The sequence below is a fragment of the Streptomyces sp. NBC_00459 genome (assembly GCF_036013955.1).
Lineage (GTDB): Bacteria > Actinomycetota > Actinomycetes > Streptomycetales > Streptomycetaceae > Streptomyces.
Genome location: NZ_CP107903.1, coordinates 4658214 through 4681667, shown reverse-complemented (window position 1 = coordinate 4681667; position 23454 = coordinate 4658214). Strand labels below are relative to the sequence as shown.

General features: G+C 71.6%; 17 protein-coding genes and 2 pseudogenes. 10 read left to right on the top strand and 9 right to left on the bottom strand.

Annotated elements, in window-relative coordinates; translation table 11 throughout:
* Window positions 1-11: 11 nt before the first annotated feature.
* Both OHN74_RS20445 and OHN74_RS20440 read left to right on the top strand, forming a co-directional pair.
* Window positions 12-476 carry a DUF5955 family protein gene (locus OHN74_RS20445; protein WP_327695999.1) on the top strand — a complete coding sequence of 155 codons (465 nt, stop codon included), beginning with the start codon at window positions 12-14 and terminating at the stop codon, window positions 474-476.
* 270 nt (window positions 477-746) lie between these two features.
* Window positions 747-3809: an FG-GAP-like repeat-containing protein gene (locus OHN74_RS20440; RefSeq protein ID WP_327695998.1), complete on the top strand. Its 3063-nt coding sequence runs from the start codon at window positions 747-749 to the stop codon at window positions 3807-3809.
* 542 nt (window positions 3810-4351) lie between these two features.
* Here the strand turns inward: OHN74_RS20440 and OHN74_RS20430 are convergent.
* The 4 genes and pseudogenes from OHN74_RS20430 to OHN74_RS20415 all read right to left on the bottom strand — a co-directional run.
* A pseudogene (locus OHN74_RS20430) lies at window positions 4352-4778 on the bottom strand (GtrA family protein); the annotation flags it as partial.
* Between the two features lie 286 nt (window positions 4779-5064).
* Window positions 5065-6555: an MFS transporter gene (locus OHN74_RS20425; RefSeq protein WP_327695997.1), complete on the bottom strand. Its 1491-nt coding sequence runs from the start codon at window positions 6553-6555 to the stop codon at window positions 5065-5067.
* 163 nt (window positions 6556-6718) lie between these two features.
* The gene (locus tag OHN74_RS20420) at window positions 6719-7981 is read right to left on the bottom strand and encodes a sensor histidine kinase (RefSeq protein WP_327695995.1); all 1263 of its coding nucleotides are present in this window, start codon (window positions 7979-7981) and stop codon (window positions 6719-6721) included.
* Between the two features lie 372 nt (window positions 7982-8353).
* On the bottom strand, window positions 8354-8527 hold the full coding sequence (locus OHN74_RS20415; protein ID WP_327695994.1) for a hypothetical protein: 174 nt from the start codon (window positions 8525-8527) through the stop codon (window positions 8354-8356).
* 214 nt (window positions 8528-8741) lie between these two features.
* Here OHN74_RS20415 and OHN74_RS20410 point away from each other — a divergent pair, with 214 nt between their 5' ends.
* Window positions 8742-9074 carry a hypothetical protein gene (locus tag OHN74_RS20410; RefSeq protein WP_327695993.1) on the top strand — a complete coding sequence of 111 codons (333 nt, stop codon included), beginning with the start codon at window positions 8742-8744 and terminating at the stop codon, window positions 9072-9074.
* Window positions 9075-9198: 124 nt separating this feature from the next.
* Here the strand turns inward: OHN74_RS20410 and OHN74_RS20405 are convergent, their stop codons facing one another.
* A complete protein-coding gene (locus tag OHN74_RS20405; RefSeq protein ID WP_327695992.1) occupies window positions 9199-10728 on the bottom strand; it encodes a hypothetical protein in 1530 nt (509 codons plus the stop codon).
* A gap of 287 nt (window positions 10729-11015) precedes the next feature.
* On the opposite strand from OHN74_RS20405, the pseudogene OHN74_RS20400 reads away from it, so the two are divergent.
* The 3 genes and pseudogenes from OHN74_RS20400 to OHN74_RS20390 form a co-directional block, all read left to right on the top strand.
* Window positions 11016-11480: pseudogene (locus OHN74_RS20400) on the top strand (SRPBCC family protein); the annotation flags it as partial.
* Between the two features lie 446 nt (window positions 11481-11926).
* Complete coding sequence (locus OHN74_RS20395; RefSeq protein WP_327695991.1) at window positions 11927-12724, top strand: hypothetical protein; 798 nt, start codon at window positions 11927-11929, stop codon at window positions 12722-12724.
* 209 nt (window positions 12725-12933) lie between these two features.
* On the top strand, window positions 12934-14250 hold the full coding sequence (locus OHN74_RS20390) for a phosphatase PAP2 family protein (protein ID WP_327700200.1): 1317 nt from the start codon (window positions 12934-12936) through the stop codon (window positions 14248-14250).
* Between the two features lie 107 nt (window positions 14251-14357).
* Here the strand turns inward: OHN74_RS20390 and OHN74_RS20385 are convergent, their stop codons facing one another.
* The gene (locus OHN74_RS20385) at window positions 14358-15959 is read right to left on the bottom strand and encodes a helix-turn-helix domain-containing protein (RefSeq protein ID WP_327695990.1); all 1602 of its coding nucleotides are present in this window, start codon (window positions 15957-15959) and stop codon (window positions 14358-14360) included.
* Window positions 15960-16165: 206 nt separating this feature from the next.
* On the opposite strand from OHN74_RS20385, the gene OHN74_RS20380 reads away from it, so the two are divergent.
* The 4 genes from OHN74_RS20380 to OHN74_RS20365 all read left to right on the top strand — a co-directional run bounded on the left by OHN74_RS20380 (window position 16166) and on the right by OHN74_RS20365 (window position 20808).
* A complete protein-coding gene (locus OHN74_RS20380; protein ID WP_327695989.1) occupies window positions 16166-16468 on the top strand; it encodes a hypothetical protein in 303 nt (100 codons plus the stop codon).
* A complete protein-coding gene (locus OHN74_RS20375; RefSeq protein ID WP_327695988.1) occupies window positions 16465-16647 on the top strand; it encodes a hypothetical protein in 183 nt (60 codons plus the stop codon). The genes OHN74_RS20380 and OHN74_RS20375 overlap by 4 nt, the downstream gene beginning before the upstream one ends.
* 15 nt (window positions 16648-16662) lie before the next feature.
* Window positions 16663-17430: a hypothetical protein gene (locus OHN74_RS20370; RefSeq protein WP_327695987.1), complete on the top strand. Its 768-nt coding sequence runs from the start codon at window positions 16663-16665 to the stop codon at window positions 17428-17430.
* Window positions 17431-17697: 267 nt separating this feature from the next.
* The gene (locus OHN74_RS20365) at window positions 17698-20808 is read left to right on the top strand and encodes a fibronectin type III domain-containing protein (protein ID WP_327695986.1); all 3111 of its coding nucleotides are present in this window, start codon (window positions 17698-17700) and stop codon (window positions 20806-20808) included.
* 31 nt (window positions 20809-20839) lie between these two features.
* Here the strand turns inward: OHN74_RS20365 and OHN74_RS20360 are convergent, their stop codons facing one another.
* The 3 genes from OHN74_RS20360 to OHN74_RS20350 all read right to left on the bottom strand — a co-directional run bounded on the left by OHN74_RS20360 (window position 20840) and on the right by OHN74_RS20350 (window position 23333).
* Complete coding sequence (locus OHN74_RS20360) at window positions 20840-22573, bottom strand: SpoIIE family protein phosphatase (protein WP_327695985.1); 1734 nt, start codon at window positions 22571-22573, stop codon at window positions 20840-20842.
* Between the two features lie 178 nt (window positions 22574-22751).
* Complete coding sequence (locus OHN74_RS20355) at window positions 22752-22934, bottom strand: hypothetical protein (protein WP_327700470.1); 183 nt, start codon at window positions 22932-22934, stop codon at window positions 22752-22754.
* A 42-nt stretch (window positions 22935-22976) separates the two neighbouring features.
* Window positions 22977-23333 carry a PRC-barrel domain-containing protein gene (locus OHN74_RS20350; RefSeq protein ID WP_327695984.1) on the bottom strand — a complete coding sequence of 119 codons (357 nt, stop codon included), beginning with the start codon at window positions 23331-23333 and terminating at the stop codon, window positions 22977-22979.
* Between the last annotated feature and the right edge of the window lie 121 nt (window positions 23334-23454).

The following is a 23454-nucleotide window of genomic DNA, read 5'->3' as shown; positions in this document are numbered from 1 at the left end:
GGGACTTGGCGATGAGCAGCAGCAGTGAGGCCGGCGGTCCGGAGCCGTACGTCCGCCCAGAGCCGTCCGTCCGTCCAGAGCCGTCCGTCCGTCCTGAACCGCCCGTCAACAACGGCCTCGTGATCAACGGCGGTACGCACTACGTGGGCAACCAGGCGATCGGCCACCAGGCCCAGGCGTTCTCCGGTTCGGTCTCCTTCCAGCCGCAGGACGCGGAGCAGACCGCCGCCCGGATGTCCGAACTCATCGTCCACGTCGAGCAGTTGCTCTCCGAGCACCGCGAGGCGCTGGCCGACCCCGAGGCCACCACCCGGGAACTGCGGCGCCTGCGGGAGGAACTCGACGAGGCGGAGCCGGAGCCGACGGTCCTGCGTCGCGCCCTGGACCGCCTGACCGCGTTCGTCCAGCCGGTGACCCCGCTCGCCGTCGCGGTCGGCGAACTCGCGCAGACGGTACGGGGAGCCCTGGGCGTGTGACGGTCCTGCTTCCCCGGCGGCGCTGACGCCCTGGGCGCGTGTGCCGGGTACGCGAACCCACCGACATCGACCCGGGCTCGACGCCGGGCGTACGGATCCTCAGTGCCTCGTTTGTCATGTCCTACTCGGGCCGCTGCTAAAATCCGGCCACTCGGGAGGGTGGTTCGCGCAGCGACGGCTGGTCAGCCCGCAGCCGCAGCGCCCGTCACGCGAACTTCCCGGCTTTCCTGGCTTCTGTTTCCCGTCTCCCGTCTCCTGTGGAGGAACCGAGTGGGCAGACATGCCCTCATACGTGGTGGTATCGCCGTCGCCACATCGCTCACGTTGACCATGGGCCTCGGACCGCTGGCCTTCGACGCGCACGCGGCCGCGGCCGCAGAGGTGATCATCCCGGCTGAAACGTCCCTGCAGCCCTGGACCGCCGTGCTGAGCGCGGGACCGTCGGGGTTCCTGCGCTACGAACCCGGACGTGGCCATCTGTGGACCACCTACACGGGTGAGGACACGGTGGTGGACTCATCGGCCACCGAGACCTGGGGAATGCCGGAGTTCGGTGCCGGTTCGGACGTCGTCGCCCGCTACGACAGCGACACCCGGACCGTGTCGCTGAGGGACATGGCGGCCGGCGGGACGGCCGTGACGATCCCGCTGCCGGAGGGCCACACGTACCAGGGCACGCTCGGACGGACCGTCGTGACGACCACGTCGTCGGGCAACCGGACGTGGCATCTGCTCGACGCCGAGGACGACGGCACCGTGCGCGACCGCCCGGTGGCCGGTGTCCCCGACGGCATCACCGAGGTGGACACCACCGATGCGCCTCTGGGCGACGCCCACGGCATGCTGGTCCGGTACCGGGTCGACGGGGTCCTCCGGAGCGGCTGGCTCGACGCCGACGAGGGCCGGCTGGTCGGGCTGGCCCACGATCTGGGCCACGTCACGACCAGCCGGACCGTCCTCACCGCCACCCACCTGCTGGCGTGGGACGGCTTCGACACCGTTTCCGTCTACTCCCGGGACGACCTGACCGCCCCCGCTGTCCGTACCGTGCCACTGGAGAACGACGGCAGGACGGCGCTGCTCGGCATGGTCGGCGACACGCTCCTCGTCTCCCGGTACGACTCCTCCCTGGGTGCCGTGGACGGCAACCTGCCCGTATGGCGGGTCGACTCGGTCGCCGCCGACGGCTCGACGACAGGAACCGTGCTGGCCCGGTCACGGACCTTCTCCGTCGCGGCCCCCACCCCCGACGGCGGGCTTCTGGTGCCCGGCAGCGGCCTCGACACCGCGGAGTGGGGAGTGAACCTGATCCGGGCGGGCTCCGACGGCACTCCCGTGGTCCAGCGGATCGCCGACTCGGAACTGCAGTCCGTGACCGATCCGGTGCGCCGACTCACCCTGGCCAACGGCCGGCTGACCGTGCTGGAACAGGACAGGGGACAGGACCGTACGTTCATGTACAGCCGGCCGGTCGACGTGGCCGGTGACACCCTCACGGTCGGCTCCCGCACCAACCACGGTACCGGCGGCGGATCCGAGATCGTGGCGACCGGAGACGGCCGTACGGTGGTCTGGAACCTGTGGTCCTCGGGCGCCGATCCCGTGCCCCGGGTCGTGCAGCCGACGGGCTCACTGCCCGGCACACCCGTCGACCCCTCGCACAACTACGTCCGTGTGATGGCCACCGCGGGCCGCCACGTCGCGATGGCCACCGATTCCACCGACGAAGCCGGGTCGCGGACGAGGGTGATCGACCTCGACTCGGGCCGCACGGTGCTGGTCCCGCCGCAGCACGGCATGACGATGTGGGGCACCACCCTGTGGATCCGCGACGGCAACGACAGCGCCGTACCGGTCGACGTACGCACCGGCAAGCAGGGTGAGTCGGTGTATTTCGGACGGGGATGTCTGCTGGAGGACCTGCAGGCCGTCGGACGCTGGCTGCTGTGGTCGTGCGTCGGATCGGGTGAGGCGCAGGGCGTCTACGACACCGTCAGGAAGACCAGCCTGACCCTCACCAAAGGAGCCTGGGACACCGCGGAACTCGGCGACGGCTTCGTCGTCACCGCCGGCGACGGCACTCTGAAGGTGACCGACGTCCGCACCGGCACAGCCGTGTCGCACACGGTGGAGGCCTCCCGGTCCTGGGAGCCCTGGGACGTGGACCCGCACACCGGCCTGATCGCCTACGTCGACGCCGGGAACAACACCCACCTCGTGCCCAGCGGCATCCCCGTATCGCCGCTCACCCAGCTCGACTCGTCCGTCGCCGCGTCGGCCGACGTGAAGGGCGGCGCCACGACCTGGAACCCCAAGTGGTGGCTGTCGAAGCCGGCCGCCTCCTGGAAGCTCGTGATCAGGAACAAGGCCACCGGCGCGACGCTCCGCACCCTGTCCGGCGGTACGGCACGTGGGGTGATCCCGGCGTCGTGGAACGGCAAGGACGGGGCCGGCCGGCTGGTGCCCAACGGGGCGTACACGTGGACGCTGACCGCCGTCCCGGCGGACGGGCAGGGTGCGACGCTGACGAAGACGGGCACGGTGAAGGTCACCGGCGCGGCCCCGGTCCGGCGGGACTTCTTCGGGTCGGACGGCTTCGGCGAGCTGCTGACGCTGAACGCCTCGGGCGGGCTGTCGTACCACTACGGAACCGGCACGGGAACCCTCACCGGGAAGCGGACGGGTTCCGGGTGGCCGGCGACGGTGCGGGCGGTGCCGTTCGGCGACCTGAGCGGTGACCGGTGCAACGACGTGCTCGTCCGGTTCGCCGACGGCACACTGCGCGCCTACCGGCCCGCGTGCGGGGCGGCACTGACCGCGTCGACCGCGTACACCTCGCTCGGGTCGGGCTGGAACCAGTACGACGTGCTGACCTCGCCCGGGGACGTCAGCGGTGACGGCCGGGCGGACCTGATCGCCCGCCAGGCATCGACCGGGGACATCTACCTCTACAGGGCGACGGCCACGGGGAAGCTCTCGGCGAGGCTGAAGGTCCACTCCGGGTTCAAGAGCTACAAGAAGGTCCTGGGTGCCGGTGACCTGAACGGCGACGGCCACGGAGATCTGCTGGCGCAGGACGGTTCGAACGAGCTGTGGCGCTACGACGGCACCGCGACCGGCAAGTTCAGGGCTCGGGTGAAGGTCTTCAACGACTGGGGCGCGTCCTACGACGCGATCGTGGGCGTGGGCGACATCACCGGCGACGGCAGGGCCGACCTCGTGTCACGCGACACCGCCGGCGCCCTCTGGCGCAACAACGGCAACGGCAAGGGCTCCTTCGGCGGCCGCACGAAGATCGCCACCGGCTGGCAGGGGTACAAGGGCCTGTTCTGAACCGGCCTTCGCCACCGCATCCCGGGCCCGGACGACGATGGTTCGTCCGGGCCCGTTCGTTCGCCGACGCGCGGAACGGTCGGCCACGCGCGCGGGCCTGCCGCTGGGGGAGACGGGCCGACCCCGGGTCCGCCCGTCCCGTCCGCTGCCGCCGCGACGTGCAGCCCTCCTCCTCCGGGCGCCCGCCGACTACGACACCGACGCGACCCTCACCCCCGACCGGCGGGGCTTGCGGGCCGTACGCCCTTCGAGCCGGTGCAAGGCGTTCCGGGCGCTGCCGGACGGCCTGCCGCTCCGACGCGCTGGGCGGGTACCCGCCGTCGTGCCCGTGGTGACCGTCGGACGCCGGTGGTGACCAGGCATCGGGCGGCGGTGAAGGCCGCGGTGCGTTTCCCGCCGGGGGAGGTGTGCCGGCCGGAGCCTGTGCCCGGAGGGTCCGCCGATCGCGGGGCGTGCCGTGACCGTCCTCGGCCCGCCGCTGAGACCGCCGACCGGGACGCACGCCGGAACCGGCGTGGTGGTGCTGTCGCTGCCACTGCCGCGCCCCGTGGCGAAGACGAACAGCCGCAGGACCAGGAAGCGGCCGAGACCGGCGAGGCCCGAGGCGCTGAGGTAGACGATCTGCTCGGTGAGGGCCGAGGGCGACGACTGGACCAGGTGCAGCAGGAGCATCGCCGCGCAGGTGACCACGTACGCCACGGCAGCCGAACCCGCCGACTGCCAGTGCTCGCGGCGGCCGGCGCGGCGGCCGGCCCCGAAGGTGAAGCGGGCGTGCAGCTCGGTGCAGAGAAGGGTGGAGGCGATGGTGATCACCGCGTTCGCCAGTCCCCAGGGCATCGACAGGGCCAGCAGCGTCACGGCGAAGCTGGAGAGGACACCGACACCGCCGCCGCACACCACGAACCGGACGAAGGAGGCGAGCGGACCGGGAGCGGTCGGGACCGCCGGGGTCCGGGGCGCTTCGTCCATGGCGGGTCTCCATCCGCTTCGTACGTGCGGCCGCGATGCCCGCGACGTGAATTTGCTTGACTTACTCAAGCATATCGAATTACTTGAGTTACGCAAGCAATATGGGGTCGAGTCGAGTGTTACGGGGATCACGCCCCGTCCGCCGCGGCTCGCGCACGAGAGCGGAAGGCGGACGCGGAAGTGCGGACGCGGACGTGGAAGTGCGGACGCGGACGCGAAGAAGCCGCCGCCCGCGGGTGCGGGCGACGGCTTCTTCGCGTGTTCGGTGGCTGAGGGGACGTAGGCCCTACGCCTTGACCGCGGCGACCTCCGCACCCTCCGGCGCCTCGACCGGGCTGTCCGGCGCGGCCCCCTGCGTGTTCTCACGTCGACGCGGGATGAAGGAGGCGAGCAGGAAGGCCAGCAGGGCGGCTCCGGCGCCGATGGCCATGACGACCTTGAAGCCGTTCTCCGAGGGCAGTGCCATGCCACCGAAGTCGGTGGTCATCTGGGCCAGGATCACACCGGCGAGGGCGCTGGCGAAGGAGGTGCCCAGGGACCGCATCAGGGTGTTGAGGCTGTTGGCGGCACCGGTCTGGGTGGGGTCGACGGCGCCCATGATCAGGGCGGGCAGCGCGCCGTAGGTGAAGCCGATGCCGGCGCCGATGACGCAGGACACCAGGATCAGGTGCCAGACCTCGGACATCAGGAGGAGGTTCAGTCCGTAGCCGCCGGCCACGATCAGGGCGCCGATCATCAGGGTGACCTTCGGCCCCTTGGCCTTGGTGATCTTCGCGGACACGGCGGACATGGCCATCATGACCAGGCCCTGCGGGGCCAGCACCAGGCCGACGGTCAGCATGGACTTGCCCAGGCCGTAGCCGGTCTGCTCGGGCAGCTGGAGCAGCTGCGGCAGTACCAGGGACATCGCGAACATCGAGAAGCCGAGCGCGATCGAGGCGAGGTTGGTGAACAGCACCTGCGGACGGACGGTGGTGCGCAGGTCGACCAGCGGCTGCGGGCTGCGCAGTTCCCACCAGCCCCAGGCCAGCAGGATCACGACGGCGGCGGCACCCAGGCCGAGGGTGGTACCGCTGGTCCAGCCCCAGTCGCCGCCCTTGGACACGGCCAGCAGCAGGGACATCAGACCGGCCGCGAGGCCGAGCGAGCCGACCAGGTCGAACCGGCCGCCGGCGCGCACCTTCGACTCCGGCACGATCAGCATGACCAGGACGAGGGCGACGACGCCCAGGGCCGCGGAGACCCAGAAGAGGATGTGCCAGTCCCAGTTGTCGGCGATGAACGCGGCGCTGGGCAGGCCCAGGGCGCCGCCGACGCCGAGTGAGGCGCTCATCAGCGCGGTGGATCCGGCCAGCCGGTCGGCGGGCATGACGTCGCGCATGATGCTGATGCCGAGCGGGACGACCGCTGCCGCGAGGCCCTGCAGGGCGCGCCCGATGATCATCGGGGTGAGGGAGTCGGCGAGCGCGCAGACCACCGAACCGGACACCAGCAGCACGATGCTGACCAGCAGCATCCGGCGCTTGCCGAACATGTCGCCGAGCCTGCCCACCACCGGTGTGGCGACGGAGGCCGCGAGCAGGGTGGCGGTGACCGCCCAGGCGGTGTCGGACGCCGGGGCGTTCAGGAGCTTCGGCAGCTCGGGAACGATCGGGATGACCAGGGTCTGCATCAGCGAGACGACGATCCCGGCCAGGGCCAGTACCGCCACCACGGCGTTCGGCCTCGGCGGAGCGGATGTTCCCGCTCCGGCGGGACGGGTAAGGGCGTTGGACATGGCGTCGGTCCTCCGTGGGGCGAGTCGTGGAATCGAGCGTCGAATCGAGTACCGAAGCGGGTACTGGATCGAGCCGAGGCATCAAGTTGCTTGACTTACGCAAGCATAAGAAGAATTACTTGACTTACGCAAGTTCAATGGGAGGGGGATGTGGTGGCCTGCGTCACAGTGCGGCCCGTTCGGCCTGGAGAGGCAGCTCGGCGACGACTCCGAAGCCGCCCCCGCCCCCCTGGCCGCGCTGCTCCGCACGGAAGCTCCCGCCGACGGAATGGGCCCGCTCGCGCATGCCGATGAGGCCGTAACCGCCGCTCGGGCAAGGGGAGTCGGGCGAGCCGGGGGAGCTGGGGGAGCTGGGGGAAGTGGGCGAGCCGGGTTTCTTCGCCGGTCCGTCGTCGGTGACGGCCAGGACGACGGACGCCGCGGAGTAGGTGAGCCGCACCTCGGCCGAACGGGCGGCGGCGTGCTTGGTGACGTTGGTCAGAGCCTCCTGAGCTATCCGGTACGCCGTGAGGTCCACGCCGGCCGACAGTGGCCGTGGCTCCCCCTCGACGGTGACGGCGACCGTGAGGCCGGCGTGCTGGAAGGAGGCGGCGAGTTCCGGCAGCCGGGCCAGTCCCGGAGTGGGTTCCATGGGCGGGTCCCGGTCGTCGGAGTTCCGCAACAGGCCGACGGTGGCCTTGAGTTCACGCAGGGCCGAGGAGGTGGTGCCGGTCAGTTCGGCGACGATCCGCGCCGCCTCGTCGGGCCGGGCGGGCAGCTGACGGGCGACGGCGCGGGCCTGGAGGTTGGCCAGCACCAGATGGTGGGCGACGACGTCGTGCAGGTCGCGGGCGATCCGCATCCGCTCCTCGGTGACCCGGTGGCGCGCCTCCTCCTCCCGGGTGCGTTCCGCGTGCTCGGCGCGCGCCCGGACCGCCTCCAGATAGGCCCCGCGCAGTCGGTTCGCGGTGCCCAGCGAGGTGGGCAGCAGCAGCCAGGCGGCGGGGCCGACCAGCTTGAGGACCAGCGGTTCACCGGCGGGGCCGACGACCAGCGCCGTGCTGACCAGCAGGGCGATGCCACCGCAGGTGAAGGAGTTGGCGGTCTTCCGGTCCGTACGCAGGGCCAGTGAGTGGAGCGCGACCATGAGTGGTCCGAGCAGCAGAATCGACAGAACGTGGCCCATGCCCGCCATGGCGGTGGCGCAGAGGACGGTCACCGTCACGGTGGTGCGTGGGTGGCAGCGATGCCACAGCAGCGCCACGCAGGAGACGCCCGTCAGCAGCGCGCCGGGCCACCACTGGAGTGCCGGGCCGCCCGGCAGCGTGAAGAGGCTGCCGGGAAAGGAACAGACGAAGACCGCGCCGGCGACGACCACGTCGACGGGGGCGGGACGTTCTACGGGGCTGGGCCGGTCGTGCAGCTGCCGCTGGAGGCTGCTGATCATGAGGAGAGCGGTTCCTGTCCGGTGCTGGAGGCGGTCCGGCGGCGGCGAGGAGGCGAACGGCCGCTTCCGGTGCGCCTGCGGATGGTGTCGACGGCGTCATGGGTGTCATCGGCGTCATGGGTGTCGCCGGGGCGGATGCCGGAGGGGGGCGTTCCGGTATCCGCCCCGGCGACTGCGCCGCCTCCGTCCCCACGGGTTCGGCGCGGCGGGACCCTCTCCGCTGGAGGTGGTCCCGGTCCGGGCGCCCGCGGCCGGGGAGGCCGCGGTGGCGTCACATGGTGGTGCGGTGGCCCCATCCGTGCCAGGCGGCGACGAGGGCGGCCACGCCCGCCGCGACCGCTCCGGGGGCGAGGACGCAGGTCAGGGCGATGGTCACGGTCGTACGCCGTTCATCACCTGGTCGGCCGGGCGGGAAGAGAGCGGGGACTGCCAGAGGGGCCTGACGAGTCCGCCGGTGCGGGGGGTCAGGGTCGGGACGGTGGTTGTGGTGGCTGTCAGGCGACCGGTGCGGCCTGCTTCGGCCGCCGCGTCGGGGGTGTGCGGCATGGGGGGCTCCTGGGTCACTTGTTGCTTGACTTAGGCAAACATAATGGAGTTACTTAAGTCAAGCAACCTTTTGGGAGTGCTCCCGACCGGTCGGGGTGGTACGCCGCCGGGAGGGCAGCACGGGGCGTCCCGCGAGGAGTTCACTCTTCCCCGGCGCCGCACGCTCTCGTAGAGTCCGGTCGTTGGAGACCGGCTCGGGGGGAGTGGCGGTTCTGTGGCTCGGAGTCGTGTCCTGCGGGTGATCCGCGGTGTCGGCTCGTTCCTGAAGGAACTTCTGGAGGAGCTCGTCGGCGAGATGGTGCTGACGGTGGCGGGCTGCTTGGCCGTGGTCGGTCTGGCTCTGGCGTTCGTGTGGGGATGGGAGCGCAGCCCACTCGTCACCGGGGGCGCGGGTGGCGCCTTGCTGGTCTTCCTCGGTTATGGCGGCTGGGAGCTGCTTCGCCCTGTCGGCCCAGGACGGCGCGGGCGGCTCGCCGGCGCAGCGGCTGCCGCGTTCGCCTTGGCCGCCCTGGTCATCGCCTATGCCTGGTCCTGCGCCTGCTCTTGAGCGGTCGGGTCGGCACGAGGTGCGGTGACATGAGGATCGGTGAACCGCTCGGTCACGCTGTCGGCCCGCCCGAGGGAGTTGCCTCGGGCGGGCCGACAGCGTGACAGGGGAAGGTCCGGCGGGCTCAGCTCACGGCGTACGCGTTGTACACCGTGGTTGTCGCGCTGTCGCCGTGGGTGTCGGTGACCGTGGAGCGCAGGCCGACCCGGCCGCCGGCGGCCGGGTTGTGGACGGGAACCGTCCACCTGCCGTTGGACAGTTTCGTGGCCGAGGCGTGCCAGTGGGCTCCGTTGTCCGTGGTGTACCAGGCGCGTACGGACTTCACACCGTCCGACAGTTGGCCCACCGTGCTGTCGCCGGTGCCGCTGCGCTGCATGCCGAGGACGACGGTCGTGGTCGCGCCGTGGGGTGCCTGGTTCCTGCTGTCGAGGGAGTTCGGCCAGAACCGGGTGATGTAGTCCCGGATCTGCTGGTTCTTGCCGGGGTCCGCGTAGAAGCGCAGGCTGAGGGTGGAGTCGGTCGACAGGGAACCGCCCGGCAGACGGCGGTGGCCGGTTTCGGTGAGCGTGTACCAGCCCGCGTCGGGGATCCGGGGCTGCGCGTCGATGTCGTCCGCCTGGGTGTAGCTGCGCGAGTAGAGCGTCTTGCCCGCGTGGGTCAGTTTCACCGTGCCGGTGGCCAGGATGCCGCCGGCCGTGAGGGTCGGGTCGGCGAACTGGTTGATGCTCCCGAAGTACAGCTGGTGGTACCAGGTGTAGGGCAGCGTTCCGCCGGGTCCCCAGACCGCGTGGCCCAGGTTCAGCGTGGTTGTTCTTCCGGCCGCGTACGTGTGGGACCCGCCGTAGACGAAGTCGTTGCTCTGCTGGCTCACGGTCCACTGGCCGGGCGGGACGTGGACGCCGAAGGAGTTCGGCAGGTCACGCTCGAACTGGAGCGTGTTCGTGTACATCGAGCAGGCGTCGCCGCTCGCCGACTGGTAGCCGAACGAGAACCGCGCCCGGCCGCTGTCGGGGCCCGAACGGGCGGTCACCTTGAGGGTGGTCAGCCCGGTCCTCCTGAGCGTCGCGGAGACGCCGGACGGCACGCCGTTCCGGTGCGTGGCGGACGCCAGCCAGAAGTCCCCGCCGGTCGTCGAACGCGACTGGTACGCGGTGCTGTAGGCCAGCTCGTACGCCTTGTTGCTCGTCGGGATGACGTACAGGTGGCCCGACTCCGCCGAAGTGCCCATGGCGGCGGGGCCGTTGTCGGTGGCGCAGACGTACGCGCCGACCATGTGGTCGTACGCGCTGCCCGGGTTCGGGCTGAGCGCGACCTTGACCTGGCGGCCCACCCGCGCGTCGAACGTGGTCTTCGTGGCGCCCGAGACCTTCACACTGTGGCCGCCGACGACGCCGTTGTCCTGGGCGTCGTTGAAGGACGTGGCGAGTTCGTAGGTGCCGTTGGGCAGCGACGCCGCCTTGTTGCTCTCGATGTAGCGGAAGTCCAGCGTCTTCGTGTTGTAGACCGCGACCTGGGCGTAGACCGCCTTGCCGCTCCGGTCCAGCGTCCTGACGGTGAGCGAGCCCTTGGTCACGGCCGACGCCGTGGAAGCGCCGGTCAGGAGAAGCGGCGCGAGTACGGTGACGACACTCGCGACGAGTGCGGTTCTCCGCATGGAACCCCCCATGGACGAACGGAACGGTGAGTCGCCGTTCCGCGCGAGGGGCGCGTCGCCATCACCGGCGCCCCACGCTTCCTCAGGAAGGGGCCGAGTTGGTTCACGAGCAGGTTGATCATGGCTAAAAAATGAACCACGCCCCCGCAAAGACCGCGCCGACAGCCACTCCGGACCCAGCCGCCGAAGCCGGTGGAGTCGCGAGGGCTTCAATCCATGAGTCTGGGTACCCGAGGTCGTGCGGAAGACCGCCAATGCCCGCCAACACCTCAAATGAGGAGGAAAGCATGAGCATGGTCAAGGAAGCAGTGGACGTCGAAGTTCCCGTCCACACCGCCTACAACCAGTGGACTCAGTTCGAGGAGTTCCCGAAGTTCATGGAGGGCGTCGAGGAGGTCAAGCAGCTGGACGAGCGCCACAACCACTGGACCACCAAGATCGGTGGGGTGAAGCGCGAGTTCGACACCGAGATCGTCGACCAGCTCCAGGACGACCGGATCACCTGGCGTTCCGTGGGCGGCGACACCCAGCAGCGCGGCTCGGTCCGGTTCGAGCGTCTCGACGACACGCACACCCGCGTGGAACTCACGATGGAGGTCGAGCCCACCGGCATGGTCGAGAAGGGCGCGGACGCGCTCGGCATCATCGACCGCCGGGTCAAGGGCGACCTGCACCGCTTCAAGGACTACGTCGAGGAGCACGGCGGAGAGACGGGCGCCTGGCGCGGACGCATCCGGCCCGGAGACCCGGGCGCCACTGAGACGCCTGGGACCACCGGGACGCCGGGAACCACCGGGACGACCGGTATGCCCGGTGCTCCCAACACTCCCGGGACCCCTGGTACCGCTGGGTCTCCTGGGACGTCCGGTATCCCCGGCGCTCCCCACACCCCGGGTACCCCCGGGACGCGTGGTACGCCGGGCACGCCCGGCACCCCCGGTCCGCTGATCTGACCGCTGGGGCCTGACCCCGCAACACCGATGGGCGCCGTACGCGGCGCCCATCGGTTTGTTCGATCGCTCCGACGGGTGGGGGACGGGCAGCCCGCTGCCCGTCCACGAGCACCCCCTGACAGCAGGCGTGACGGGCTACGGGCATGCCGAAGTCGATGGCCCGGACATGGATCCGCCGAATGGTGGGAAACTCTGACAAGCGCCGATCCATCATTGGGGTGGTGGCCGTCCGGGGGGACCTGCTCATGAGCCAAGCGGAGCTGTCGGGCGTGGCGGTGGCCGCCGCGGCAGGGGTGTACGTCGCCCTGGCCGTGCTGTGGCAGGTCCGGGACCGTGCCGACCGGGCTGCCGCCGCCCACCTGGACGCGGTGATCATCGACCCGTACCACGCGGTCGCCACAGCCGGCCTGCCCGAGGACGCCGACCGGGCCGCTGCGGCCGAGCTGCTGCTGGCCGGTCTGGTGCGGGTGGGCGAGGAAGGGGAGCTGTCGCTGACAGGCAAGGGCCGGGGCCCGGTCGGCGGGACACCGTCGCACCCCGTCCCCGCCGCCCTGCTGACGACCCTCCGGCGCCGCGCGGAACCCGTCGCGTTGCACCTGCTCCACTGGGACGGGGAGCACGGGAGGCAGCGTGACGCCTTCCTGCGCGCCGAGGACGCGAAGGTGCCGCGCTGGTCCGCCCGCACCAAGGACGCTCTGGGCACGTCGGCCATTCTGACCGCCCTGCTGCTCGCCCTCTGGTTCGCCGTCCAGTCGGTGTTCCTCCGGGACTTCACCTCGTCCGGCGTCTGGAGTATCGTCCTCGCGGTCCTCTTCTGCTTTCTGCTGTGGCTGATGCTCGCCGTGCCGCTGGGATGGGTGGCGTTGCGGTGGTGGCCCGGCAGGCACGACCGCTTCCGGGAGCACTGCCGCGATCTGCCGCCGCACCCGGCCGAACTCGCTCTCGACCCGGTGCGCGCCGAACGGTTGAAGCGGGGCACCCGGGACCCGAGGTGGGAGCGGGAGGCCAAGGAGACATGGGTGGACAGCGGGGGAGCGTTCTGAGTCCGGAACCCGGACGGTGATCCAGCCATCTTCATCTGTCGGGGGCCCCTGACAGGTCTTGCACAGGTTTTCTTCATGGAGGAGAAAGCTGCCCTGAAGCGTGATCAGTAACTGATTGACAGAAGTCCGGCAAATCGAATGGAAACCCACATATGCCGCCACGAGTGTTTGAGCGAATACATCGAGGAGCCGTGTTCTCGACGGTCTCGATGTGGCGGCGACCGTCAGCCGGGCTCTGGGCCGCGGCGGGTGTGGCGGGCCTCGGATTCCTTGTCGCGCTGGAGATCGCCGCGCGTCACTACGGCCTGCCGGGGCCGATCACCAACCAGGCGCGAGAGGTGGTGTTCACCCCCAAATCGGGGCCCCTGCTCTACGCGAGCATGGCGTTGACGATGGTGGTGCTCACCTGGCGGGAGCGGTTCATCGCGGCCGGAGTCGCGATCGGCATCGACGTCGTCCTGCTGCTGGTGAAGGTGGCGGTCGGCGCCAGGGTGGGCGGCCACTGCTTCGGCAACGGCGCCCTGTGGGTGATGCTGGGCTGTGCGGTCATCGCCGTCACGCGCCGCACCGGCCAGGAACGGATCCTGCTGCTGAAGGGCGTCGGGCTCGGCCTGTTGCTGGTGGCCGGCCGCAAGGCGGGCGACACCTGGCTGCTGATCACGTCGAAGACCCGCCCGACGGTGCTCGACCAGTACGTGGCGACCGCCGATCACGCGCTGGGCGATCCGTCGTGGCTGGTGGGCCGGATGGTCAGGGCCACGGGCCCGATCGGCACCCACCTTCTCGACTGGGTCTACATCCAGCTCGCGGTGGCCGCGGTCTGTGTCGCGCTGTACCAGCTGCGCAACGTGGTCGCCGAGGGCCGTTTCCCGCGCCATCACGTGGTGCGCACCTTCCTGGCGATCGGCCTTCTCGGGCCGGGCATCTACATGATCTTCCCGGTGGTCGGACCGGTCTTCGCCTACGGTCCCGGCGCCTTCGGCACCGGCGGCGGACACTGGGCGGTGGCCGAGCTGTGGCCGAACACGCCACTGCCGATCACCACCCCGAACCCGATGCCGTACGACGGGATCACCCCCCGCAACTGCATGCCCAGCCTGCACACCGCCTGGGCCACCGCGATCTTCGTCCACTCCCGCCAGGGCCCCCGGTTCCTGCGGTTCGCGGGCACGTTCTGGCTGGTCGCGACGCTCACCGCGACGCTGGGCTTCGGCTACCACTACGGCGCGGACCTGGTGGCCGGCGTGGTGTTCGCGCTGACGGTCGAGGCGGCTCTGCGCGCGCAGGCACGTGGCTGGGACCGGTCGGCGACCTGGCTGGTCGCTCACGGCGCGACGGTCTTCGCCGCGCTCCTGGTGTCGTACCGCTATCTGTCGACGGAGATGGCCGAACATCCGTGGGTGTTCGGACCACTGATCATGCTGGCGATGGTCTCGGTGATCGACGGCTACATACGGACCACCAGAAGGTGGGAACCGGCGTGCGCGCCGACTCGGCGACCGGAACGGCGGCTCGAACTGGTCTGACGCGCGCCGGCTCATGTGCTCCCGTCCGCTCCGGCCGGCTGCCGCCGCGGCGGACGTCACCTGTGAACGGGGCTCCGGATGAGAGCCCGGCGCACGCCGCAGGTCCTTCACAGCAGGGCGCTGGCGCGTCGATGGCCGGGGATGCTCAGCCACCAGGCCGCGGCCGTCCGCGCCCCCGGCAGGAAGTCGGCCCCCGATCTGACCGTGGCGAGCAGGTCGTCGCGTGACGCCATGCCGAGCGCGTAGACGAGGCTCTCCAGGGTTGCCGCGGTCACCGGGTCCCGGTCGGTCAGCCACACGGCGTGGTGATGGGCGACGGCGTCCCGCAGGAAGTCGCCGGTGGAGCGGTCGGCCGCCACATGGCCCAGGCCGCGCACCGCCGCGTACGCGGTGAAGCGCGGCACCCCCGGTGTCACGGCCAGCCACTGAAGCAGCCCGCGGTGGCGGTGGTCGCCGAGCACGCGCAACACCTCCAGCAGCGGAACCGCGAGCTCCTCGTCCCGGATGGCCATCGGCCGCACCAGCTCCGCCACGAGCGCGTCCGCCAGCGTCGAGCGGTACGGGGTGGCCGCGAGCAGGAACGAGGCGTAGAGCCTGACGTCGAAGAGCGGACTGGCCAGCGCCTCGGTGACCAGGGCGGCCGGTGTCGCGGGGTCGCACCCCTGGCCGAGTTCCACCGCGCCCAGACGCGCGGTCACCCGGCGGACAGCCGCCGCCACCGGCGCCCCGGCGGCCGGACCGGTGCCGCCCGGGTGCCGGACGGCCCGTCTGCCCGCGAGCGGGCCCCCGCCGCGGCGGCCGAGCACCGTGCGGGCGAACTCGGGGTGCGCCGTGGACAGGTGGCTGCGCAGCGGCTCGATCTGGTCGCCGAGCGGTCCGGCGCCGGTGCAGTCCCGCACCGCCCGTACGAGAGTTGACAGCTGCCGTTCGTCGAAGTGCCGGTAGTCGACCTTGCGGAAGCACGCCATGACCGCGCCCCTGTGCGCCAACGCGCCGCTGGGATCGGTGAGTTCGCGCAGTACCTGGTCGGCCGCCGCGGGGTGCCCGCAGTTGTCCAGGGCGCAGACGATCTCCGTGGCCGTCAGCCGTGCCCGTCCGGCGGCCATCACTCCGCACACGGCGATGACCGTACGGCCGCCCCGCCGGTGGTTCAGCAGCCGGTTGAGCGACTCGAAGCGGAGCATCCACGGCAGGTCGTCGGCGATCACCATCTCCTCGACGAGCCGCTCGGCCAGCCGTGACCAGGTGCCGGACGGCATCAGTACCGCGTCGGGCGCCGCGCACAGCCCGTCCACCAGCTGGTCCCAGTCGTCACCGGTCATCACGTCCCCGGACACCGCCTGCTCCAGCAGGTCCTCCAGGTGCCTGGCTGCGGGGGCGACCGGGTCGACGTCGAGGATCGGGCCGGGCGCCCAGTAGCGCCGGACCGTGCGCGCGGTGGCGGTGAGCAGGTTGCGGGGAAGGCCGAGCAGCTCCTCGTATCGGCGAACAGCGTTCCAGGGAACGGGAGTTCTTCCGGTCTCCCAGCGCGAGACGGTGCTGACGCTCACCTCGCGCCCGTACGACCCGCCGTGAAAGGCCGCCGCGAAGGCGGGCAGGGACCTCAGCGGTTTCTCCTCGGCCAGCAGGCGGTTGACCCGTAACAGCCACGCCGTGCGGGCCCGCCGCCCCAGCCCCGCACCCGTGCCGTCCGCCGCACGCGTGTTCATGCGGTCAGTGTGGCAGGAGTCGGACGACGCGTCGGCAAGGATGACAAATCCCGCTGACATACCCGAATCCGCGCGCTCCGAAGACCCTCCTTGCACCGTCCAACGAGCTGTGCAACGCACCGGGGCCCGGTCCCTCCGAAGCGGTACCAAAGAGGGAACCGGCCTGTGCGGACGGGCAATCGGGGTTACGTCAGGGGAGGGGACCGATGGAAACGGTGCTGGCACTCGGGCACGTGATCGGGGTGGCGATCGCGCTGTGGACCTTCAACGCACGGGCGGGAGGCTCGTTCTGGCACGGTGTCCCGCCGGCGCTGATACTGATCAGCCCGGAGTGGTTCCTGGTCAGCGCCGGCAAGGCCATCGGCTGGGAGATCACCCTCGCCGTATGGCTGCTGAGAGGGCAGCCGTCGTCGCCGTGGGGCGTGCGGCGCGGCAGCCGTTCGGGCCGGATCAGCCGGCTGAGCCCGGCCGAACGCGCCGCCCGCGAGCGTGAGATGAGGCCGGCGTGAGCTATACCCGGGACAAGGACGTCTACTGCGGCGACCGCCGGTGCCGCAAGAAGGTGCGGGCGGTCCGCTGCCCGCGGTGCGACGGAAAGGTCGGTCCCTGGACCACCTGCCGACGCTGCGGCGGTTCCGGCTACGTCTGCGCGAACTCCACGGACGACCACCACGCCAACGTCGGCTGAAGCGAGGGAAACCCGATGGAGATCCTGAAGAGGCTGCTGGCGCCGAGAGGCCTGCCACCCACCAAGGACGGATACCAGGCGCCCCCGGACGCCCTCGCCGAGGGCTGGGTGTGCGACGACCCGGACTGCGGGGAGGCGGGGTACTTCGCCGCTCCGCAGTCCGGTATCCCGCGCCGCTGCCAGGTGTGCGGGAGCGGCACGTATCCCCGTCACGCCTGGCCGTGGCAGCACGGTGAGCGCCGGGCGGAACTCGACGCCCTGCTCGACGAGGCGGAGCGGAAGGACGACGAGATCCTCGCTGTGCTCGTCCGTTTCCATCTGCTGACCTGGACCTTCGAGGACCACCTGATGAACGGTCACCGGCGGGACGCCGTCATGGCCCTGCGCGACATCGACGCGCGGCTGCGCGAGACGATGAGCGGGGACCGTTACTTCACCGAGGGCTCGTACCGCTTCGCCCTCGTCCTGGGCGCCCTGCGCAGCGGTGACCCGGACATCGCGCTGCGGGTCCTGGAACCCTGGGTGGCGCTCGCCCGCGAGCAGGGCCCGGGGTACGGCACCGACCTGGAGTCGGACAACGCGAGCCGCACCGACTACCGCTGTCTGGTGAGCGCCTGCGTCGAGTGGCTGCGGGACGCGCGGACGGCGGCCGATCCGCGGTACGGGACGGTCGTGGGCTGGGTCCTGGACACGGCACGGGCCCCGCACGTGAGGAACTGGCTGACCGCCGACCACGACGCGGCGCTGACCGTCCTCGATCCCCGCTGGGGGTCGGGTCACTGACGGCGTGGAGGGTCCTCGCCGTACCGGGACGGGATCCGTGGTCGCGAGCCGTACGGGGGTCGGGCTCGCGGCCGCGGATCCTGCGTGCCCGGGGCCTCTGGAACAAGTGGGTGTACAGGTTCCGTACGATTTCGAACACGAATATCTGTTCGCATGCCATCATCGCGGAACAGGCGAAGTGATCACCCGGGGGAACCGTCCGATCCGTTTTGCCATGCCGTGCCGCCACCGATACTGCCCCGGGCCCGAGGAAGGATGACGCCCCGCATGGGCAGAGCCGTTCCCCCGCAATCCCGTGGCCGGACGCCGCACCGGCTGCTGTGGCCGGTCACCACGGCCGTCGCCGGAGCCGCGCTCGTCGCCGGTACCGTGCAGACCCCGACCCGGGACCGGCCCGACGCCGTGCCGATCGCGGCAGTGAGCTGCGCCGACGGTGTGTGGAAGGCCGACTACCACGCCAACACCACGCTCACCGGCACACCCCGAAAGTCACTGTGCGACAAGGCCGTCGGCGAGAACTGGGGCAAGGCCCACCCCGCCGGGATCTCCCTGCCCGACGACCGCTTCGGCGTCCGCTGGACGATGCGCCGGAACTTCGGCGGGGGCGGACCCTTCCTGCTGACGACCGCCGCCCAGGACGGTGTCCGGGTCTGGATCGACGGCAAGCGCCTCGTCGACCTGTGGCGGGACTACACCGCCACACAGCGGGCGAGCGTCAAGGTGACCGTGCCCGCCGGGACGCACACCGTGCGGGTCGACTACGCGGCCTTCACCGGCTCGGCCAACGTCTCCGCGGGCCTTGCCCCGGCCACGCCGGACAAGGTGGCCCCGCTGGCCCCCGCCTCCGTGAAGGCGGTACCCGGTGACGGCAGGGCCACTGTCAGCTGGGCGCGCAACTCCGAGGCGGATCTGGCCGGTTACCGCGTCTACCGCTCCACCAGCACCCCCGTCGCGATCGACACCGCGCACCGGATCAGCGGCGCCGGTCCACTGACCGGCGCCTCGTTCACCTCGACCGGACTGCGCAACGGCACCAAGTACTGGTTCGCCGTCACCGCCGTGGACCGCGCAGGCAACCAGTCCCGCGCCTCGGCGGGCGTCCCGGCCGTCCCGGCAGACACCACCCCGCCGGGCGCCCCGGACCTCCTGGGGGCCGACGGCTACGGCGACATCGACCTCAACGGCGACGGCGTACCCGACCCCGACGACGACCTCGGCGAGAACCACCTGAGCTGGGGCCCGAGTCGGGACGACGACCTCAGCACCCGGGACGCCTTCGCCGGCTACCACGTCTATCGCGCCGCCGCCCCGGCAGGCCCCTGGACCAGGATCAGGAGCGCCGACGCGCGAGTGGTCCAGGACAACGCGTACGCCGACAAGGACGCCCCGATCGGCGTCACCGCGTACTACCGGGTGACGGCAGTCGACACCGCCGGCAACGAGTCCGCCCCGGCGACCACCGAGCCCGGTGAGTACGCCTCGACCGTCGCCTCCGCGCTGCGCCCCGACACCGGGCTGTACCCGCCGCTCCGGCCCACCGGGCTGACAGGTGAACTCGCCGACGGCTACGCCCTGTTGGACTGGGCCGACAACCCGGTCGGCAGCCCCGTGCACGGCCCGACCGCCGGCTACCAGGTGCAGTCCGCCTCCTCGGCCTCCGGCCCCTGGATCCTGCGCGTCGGTGAGGACCCGCCCCTCGCCTCGTCGGAGTTCACCGACGGCGCCGCCCTGCCCGTGGGCGGCGCCCGCCACTACCGGGTGCGCGCAGTCGGCAAGGTCGTCGACGCGGACACCCCGCGCACGTACTCGGCTTGGACCGAGCCGGTCGCCGTCAGCCGTCCGCTGCCGCCGGACACCACTCCGCCCGCCGCGCCCGGCGTGCCCGAGGTCACCGCGCCCGAGGGCGGCACCACCGCCACCCTGGCCTGGACCACCCACGGCTGGCCCGGCTACGAGCAGGACTTCGCCGGTTACCAGGTCACCCGCGGCGACACCCCCGACGGCCCGTTCACCGACTCCGGGGGCGCCCGCACACCCCAGTGCGCCGCCGTGCCCGACACCGAGGAGCAGGTCCGCTGCATCCTCACCGACGGTCCGATCGCCGCCGACGCCACCCCGTACTACCGGGTCGTCGCGGTCGACCAGCTGGGCAACCGCTCCGCCGGCACAGTCGTACGGCTCAAGCGGCCGGTCCCGCCGGCGTCCAAGCCGCCCACACCCACCGGGCTGACCGCCGGCCGGGTCGACGGCGGCCTCCTGCTCGACTGGAACGACTCCCCGCTGCCCGAGATCCGCGCCTACTACCTGTACCGCACGACCTACGGCGGCGCGTGCGACACGGACGGCTTCACCTTCGAGACCGTCAACTCGCGCTACCTGGACACCGCCCCGAACCCCAGGGCCCGTTACTGCCTGACGGTGCGCGACTTCGACGACAACTACAGCGACCCGGTCTGGATCGACGTGTCCGACGAGCCCGCCCCCGCCCCGCAGCCACCGGAGATGCCGACCGCGGAGGGCACGTCCGACGGCATCCGGCTGACCTGGCCGGGCTACGACCCCGCCGTGGTCCGCTACGAGATCTGGCGCCGCACCGAGCCGGACGCCGTGTCCGTCAAGGCCGCCGAGATCCCCGCGACGACGTCCCCGGACTGGACCGACACCGGCGCCCCGGCCGGAGTGCCCTCCTGCTACCGGACCGTCGCCGTGAACACGGAGGGCAGCCGCTCGGAGTTCTCCGAGGACCGCTGCGCGGTGCGCCCGTACCCCGAGAACACCGTGCGTCCCGGCCGGCCCGAGGGTCTCGCGGCGCGGCAGGACGGCAACGACGCGGTGCTGTCCTGGCAGCCCGTCCCCGGCGCCACCGGCTACCTCGTCCACCGCTACTGGGGCGACGCGGCCAACCCCGGTGTCCGGGTCCAGGACCAGCCCGTGACGGCCACCACCGTGACCGACACCGCCGCACCCTTCACCTCCTCCAACGCCTTCTACGCGGTGGTGGCGGTGGACGCCGCCGGGGTGCGTTCCGAGGCGGCGGTACTGCCGTGGGTGGGCGACGGCTACGGCGCCTCCATGACCCTGGCGGCGAGCGGTTCCGCGGACGGGGTGCTCCTCACCTGGTCGTGGTTCTGCCCGACCGAATGGTGCTCTCCCCTGGCCTCGTTCACGGTCGACCGCTGGAACCCCGCCACCCAGGTGTGGGACGAGCTGACCTCGGCCCTCCCCGGCTCCGCCGTGTCCTACCTGGACACCGCGGCACCGGCCGGGACCACCTCGTACTACCGGGTGCTGGTCTACGGCCAGGACGGCGACATACCCGGGCTGATGGGATTCGGAGCGGTCCCGGGCACCCGCCCGGCGGCATCTGACGCGAACTGACGCTCCACCGCCCCACGGCCCTCGGTCTCTGTCACGGGGCCGGCAGGCGCAGCGCGAGGAGGGCCACGTCGTCGGTGCTGCCGGGTGGCATCCGGGCGAGGAGCTGGTCGCACAGGGTGTCCAGCGGTGCGTGGGCGAGCGCCAGGGCGTGGCGGCGCAGTCGGCGCATCCCGGTGTCGAGGTCGCTGCCGGGGATCTCGATCAGGCCGTCGGTGTAGAGCAGCAGGGTGGAGCCCGGCGGCAGGGGCTCGGTGGCGGTCGGCCGGCTCTCGCCGCCGCCGTGGTGGGTGCCGAGGAGGAGGCCCTGTCCGGCTTCGAGATACCGCGCGTTTCCGCCGGGGGTCAGCAGGAGCGGCGGCGGGTGGCCGGCGCTGGTCCACCGCAGGGTCCAGGGGCCCGTGTCCGGGTGTCCCTCCACCCGGGCGAGGACGAGGGTGGCCATGGGGACGGTGGTGATGGCGGGCATCGCGTCATCGAGGCGGTCGACGACGGTGCCCGGCGGTCCGGAGCGGTCCCAGGCCAACGAGCGCAGGATGCCGTGCAGTTGGGCCATTCCGGCCGCCGCCGTCAGATCGTGGCCCACGACGTCGCCGATGACCAGCGCGAGCGTGCCGTCCTTCAGCTCGAACGCGTCGTACCAGTCGCCGCCGACCTGGGAGCCGACGGGGGCGGGCTGGTAGCGGGCGGCCAGTCGCAGCCGGCCGGGCTGGGGCAGCGGGGCGAGCAGGTTGCGCTGCATGGCCTCGGCGACGGCGCGCTGGCGGCCGAACCGCCGGGCGTTGTCGATGACCAGGCCGACCCGTCGGCCGATGTCGCTCACCACTCCGAGGTCGGCGTCGTCGAAGGGGTGCGCCGGGTCGGTGCGCACCACCGTCAGGGCGCCGGTGATCTGCCGCTCGGGGCCGGAGCCCAGCGGCACCGTGATGGCGGACGTCGCGCGCACGGCCCGCAGGAAGTCGCTGTGGACGGCGGCCAGGCCGGAGCCGGGCGGTGCGGCGGCCGGCTCCGCCACTTCCTGCCGTACGGGATCACCGCCGTTCAGCACCTGGACGAGGGGTGACCGGTCCTCCTCCCCGGCCTCGGGAAGGCGCTCGCGCCCGCCCTCCAGCGCGGCGTCCCGGCCCGCGGGCCCGGTCACCGCCACCCGGTGGATCCGCCCGGAACCGGTCCGCAGGTCCACCGCCGCCCAGTCGGCGAGACGGGGGACCAGCAGCCGGCCCAGCCGGGCGAGCGCCTCGTCGGTCTCCAGGGTCTGGCCCAGTACGTCGGTGATCTCCGCGACCAGCGTCAGCCGCTCGTTGAGATCCTCCAGGGCACTCGTGTACGCCGCGCCCTCCCGGCGCACGCCCGGGTCGCCGGTGCTGTCGGTGCCGTCGGTGAGCAGCACGGCCATGCCCTTGAAGGAACCGTCGTCCACCAGGGGAGAGGCGGACCAGGAGATCGTGACCAGTCGGCCGTCACCACGCAGACAGCTGTCGCCGTCACCGCGTGCGGGACCCTTCTCGGCCAGCGCCCGGAGCAGCGGACACTGCTCCCGCAGAGGCGTGCCACCGGTCGCGTCCCGGTGCAGCAGCTCGTGCGCGTCCTCCCCGAGTACCTCGGCGGCCGTACGGCCCAGCAGCCGCTCGGCGGCCGGGTTGACCGCGTCGATCCGGCCGGTCGGGTCGACCACCATCAGGGCTGCGCTCAGCCGCTCGACGACCTGTCTCCAGAACTCCGGTCCGGCCGCAGGCCGTGACCCCGACTCGTCACCCGCACCGGGCACCGTACCCTCCACCACGCCGCCCTCGAGTCAGGGCGGCCTCGCACCGAAGCCCGCGGGCGCGTCAGGGGAAACCGCCGGACCAGTGCCGATGGCCCCCCGACAGGAACCCGGCCGCGTGGCCGGCACGACGATCCGTCCGGCCACGTCCCGGGTTCGCCCCCACCGTACGGCTTCACGGTCAGCGGACGGGCCGCCGCCTGGCACGCCGGGACAGCCGCGCCCCGAAGAAGAGCAGGTCGGCGACGAAGATCACGATGCCGATGGCCAGCAGATATCCCAGGCCATGAGCTGCCACGCCGATGATTCCCAGGACGACCGCCACCAGGACCAGCAGAAGGAAGAGCGCCATCATCCGGTCCATCTCCTCTGTGCGGTGTGCGAAGGATGCGAAGTGCACGTGTGTTCAGCGGCGTGCGAGCTGACGTTCGCCCCCTGCTCCGGGCTGGTACTCCATGCCGTAGTGCTTGAAGATCTCCGCCTCCCGCTCGGCGGGGAGCACGTCGTCGGTCCCGATCGACGGGGCATTGCGCACCTGTGACTTGGAGTAGGAGACCTTGACGTAGCCCGGTCCGAGGACCACGTCGTCGAGGGGGACGAAGACCAGCCGGTGGCGGGTGGGCAGCCCGGTCCGGACGGTGGCCATGGCCGGTTCGTCGGTGGCGGTGTCCACGTAGACCGCTTCGAGCATGCCGATCCTGCGCTGTTTCTCGTCGATCACTTCGTGATTGCGCCATTCGCGGATGTCGGCTGAACGGATCATGCCCTGCTCCCTGTCTGCGCGCTCCGGCGGCTGGTGCGACGGCCTGACCTGGGCCCGAGCACCTGACCATGCCGACCCACTTGTCATCGTATGACCGAAACAAGTCCCCGGCATCGAGTAC

Bases quoted from the DNA above. Each gene is read 5' to 3' on its own strand.
- OHN74_RS20445 (WP_327695999.1), top strand. From the start codon at position 12: ATGAGCAGCAGCAGTGAGGCCGGCGGTCCGGAGCCGTACGTCCGCCCA.
- OHN74_RS20370 (WP_327695987.1), top strand. From the start codon at position 16,663: ATGGAGATCCTGAAGAGGCTGCTGGCGCCGAGAGGCCTGCCACCCACC.
- OHN74_RS20350 (WP_327695984.1), bottom strand. From the start codon at position 23,333: ATGATCCGTTCAGCCGACATCCGCGAATGGCGCAATCACGAAGTGATC.
- OHN74_RS20405 (WP_327695992.1), bottom strand. From the start codon at position 10,728: ATGCGGAGAACCGCACTCGTCGCGAGTGTCGTCACCGTACTCGCGCCG.
- OHN74_RS20380 (WP_327695989.1), top strand. From the start codon at position 16,166: ATGGAAACGGTGCTGGCACTCGGGCACGTGATCGGGGTGGCGATCGCG.
- OHN74_RS20415 (WP_327695994.1), bottom strand. From the start codon at position 8,527: ATGCCGCACACCCCCGACGCGGCGGCCGAAGCAGGCCGCACCGGTCGC.
- OHN74_RS20365 (WP_327695986.1), top strand. From the start codon at position 17,698: ATGGGCAGAGCCGTTCCCCCGCAATCCCGTGGCCGGACGCCGCACCGG.
- OHN74_RS20385 (WP_327695990.1), bottom strand. From the start codon at position 15,959: ATGAACACGCGTGCGGCGGACGGCACGGGTGCGGGGCTGGGGCGGCGG.
- OHN74_RS20395 (WP_327695991.1), top strand. From the start codon at position 11,927: ATGAGCCAAGCGGAGCTGTCGGGCGTGGCGGTGGCCGCCGCGGCAGGG.
- OHN74_RS20425 (WP_327695997.1), bottom strand. From the start codon at position 6,555: ATGTCCAACGCCCTTACCCGTCCCGCCGGAGCGGGAACATCCGCTCCG.
- OHN74_RS20390 (WP_327700200.1), top strand. From the start codon at position 12,934: ATGTGGCGGCGACCGTCAGCCGGGCTCTGGGCCGCGGCGGGTGTGGCG.
- OHN74_RS20355 (WP_327700470.1), bottom strand. From the start codon at position 22,934: ATGGACCGGATGATGGCGCTCTTCCTTCTGCTGGTCCTGGTGGCGGTC.
- OHN74_RS20420 (WP_327695995.1), bottom strand. From the start codon at position 7,981: ATGATCAGCAGCCTCCAGCGGCAGCTGCACGACCGGCCCAGCCCCGTA.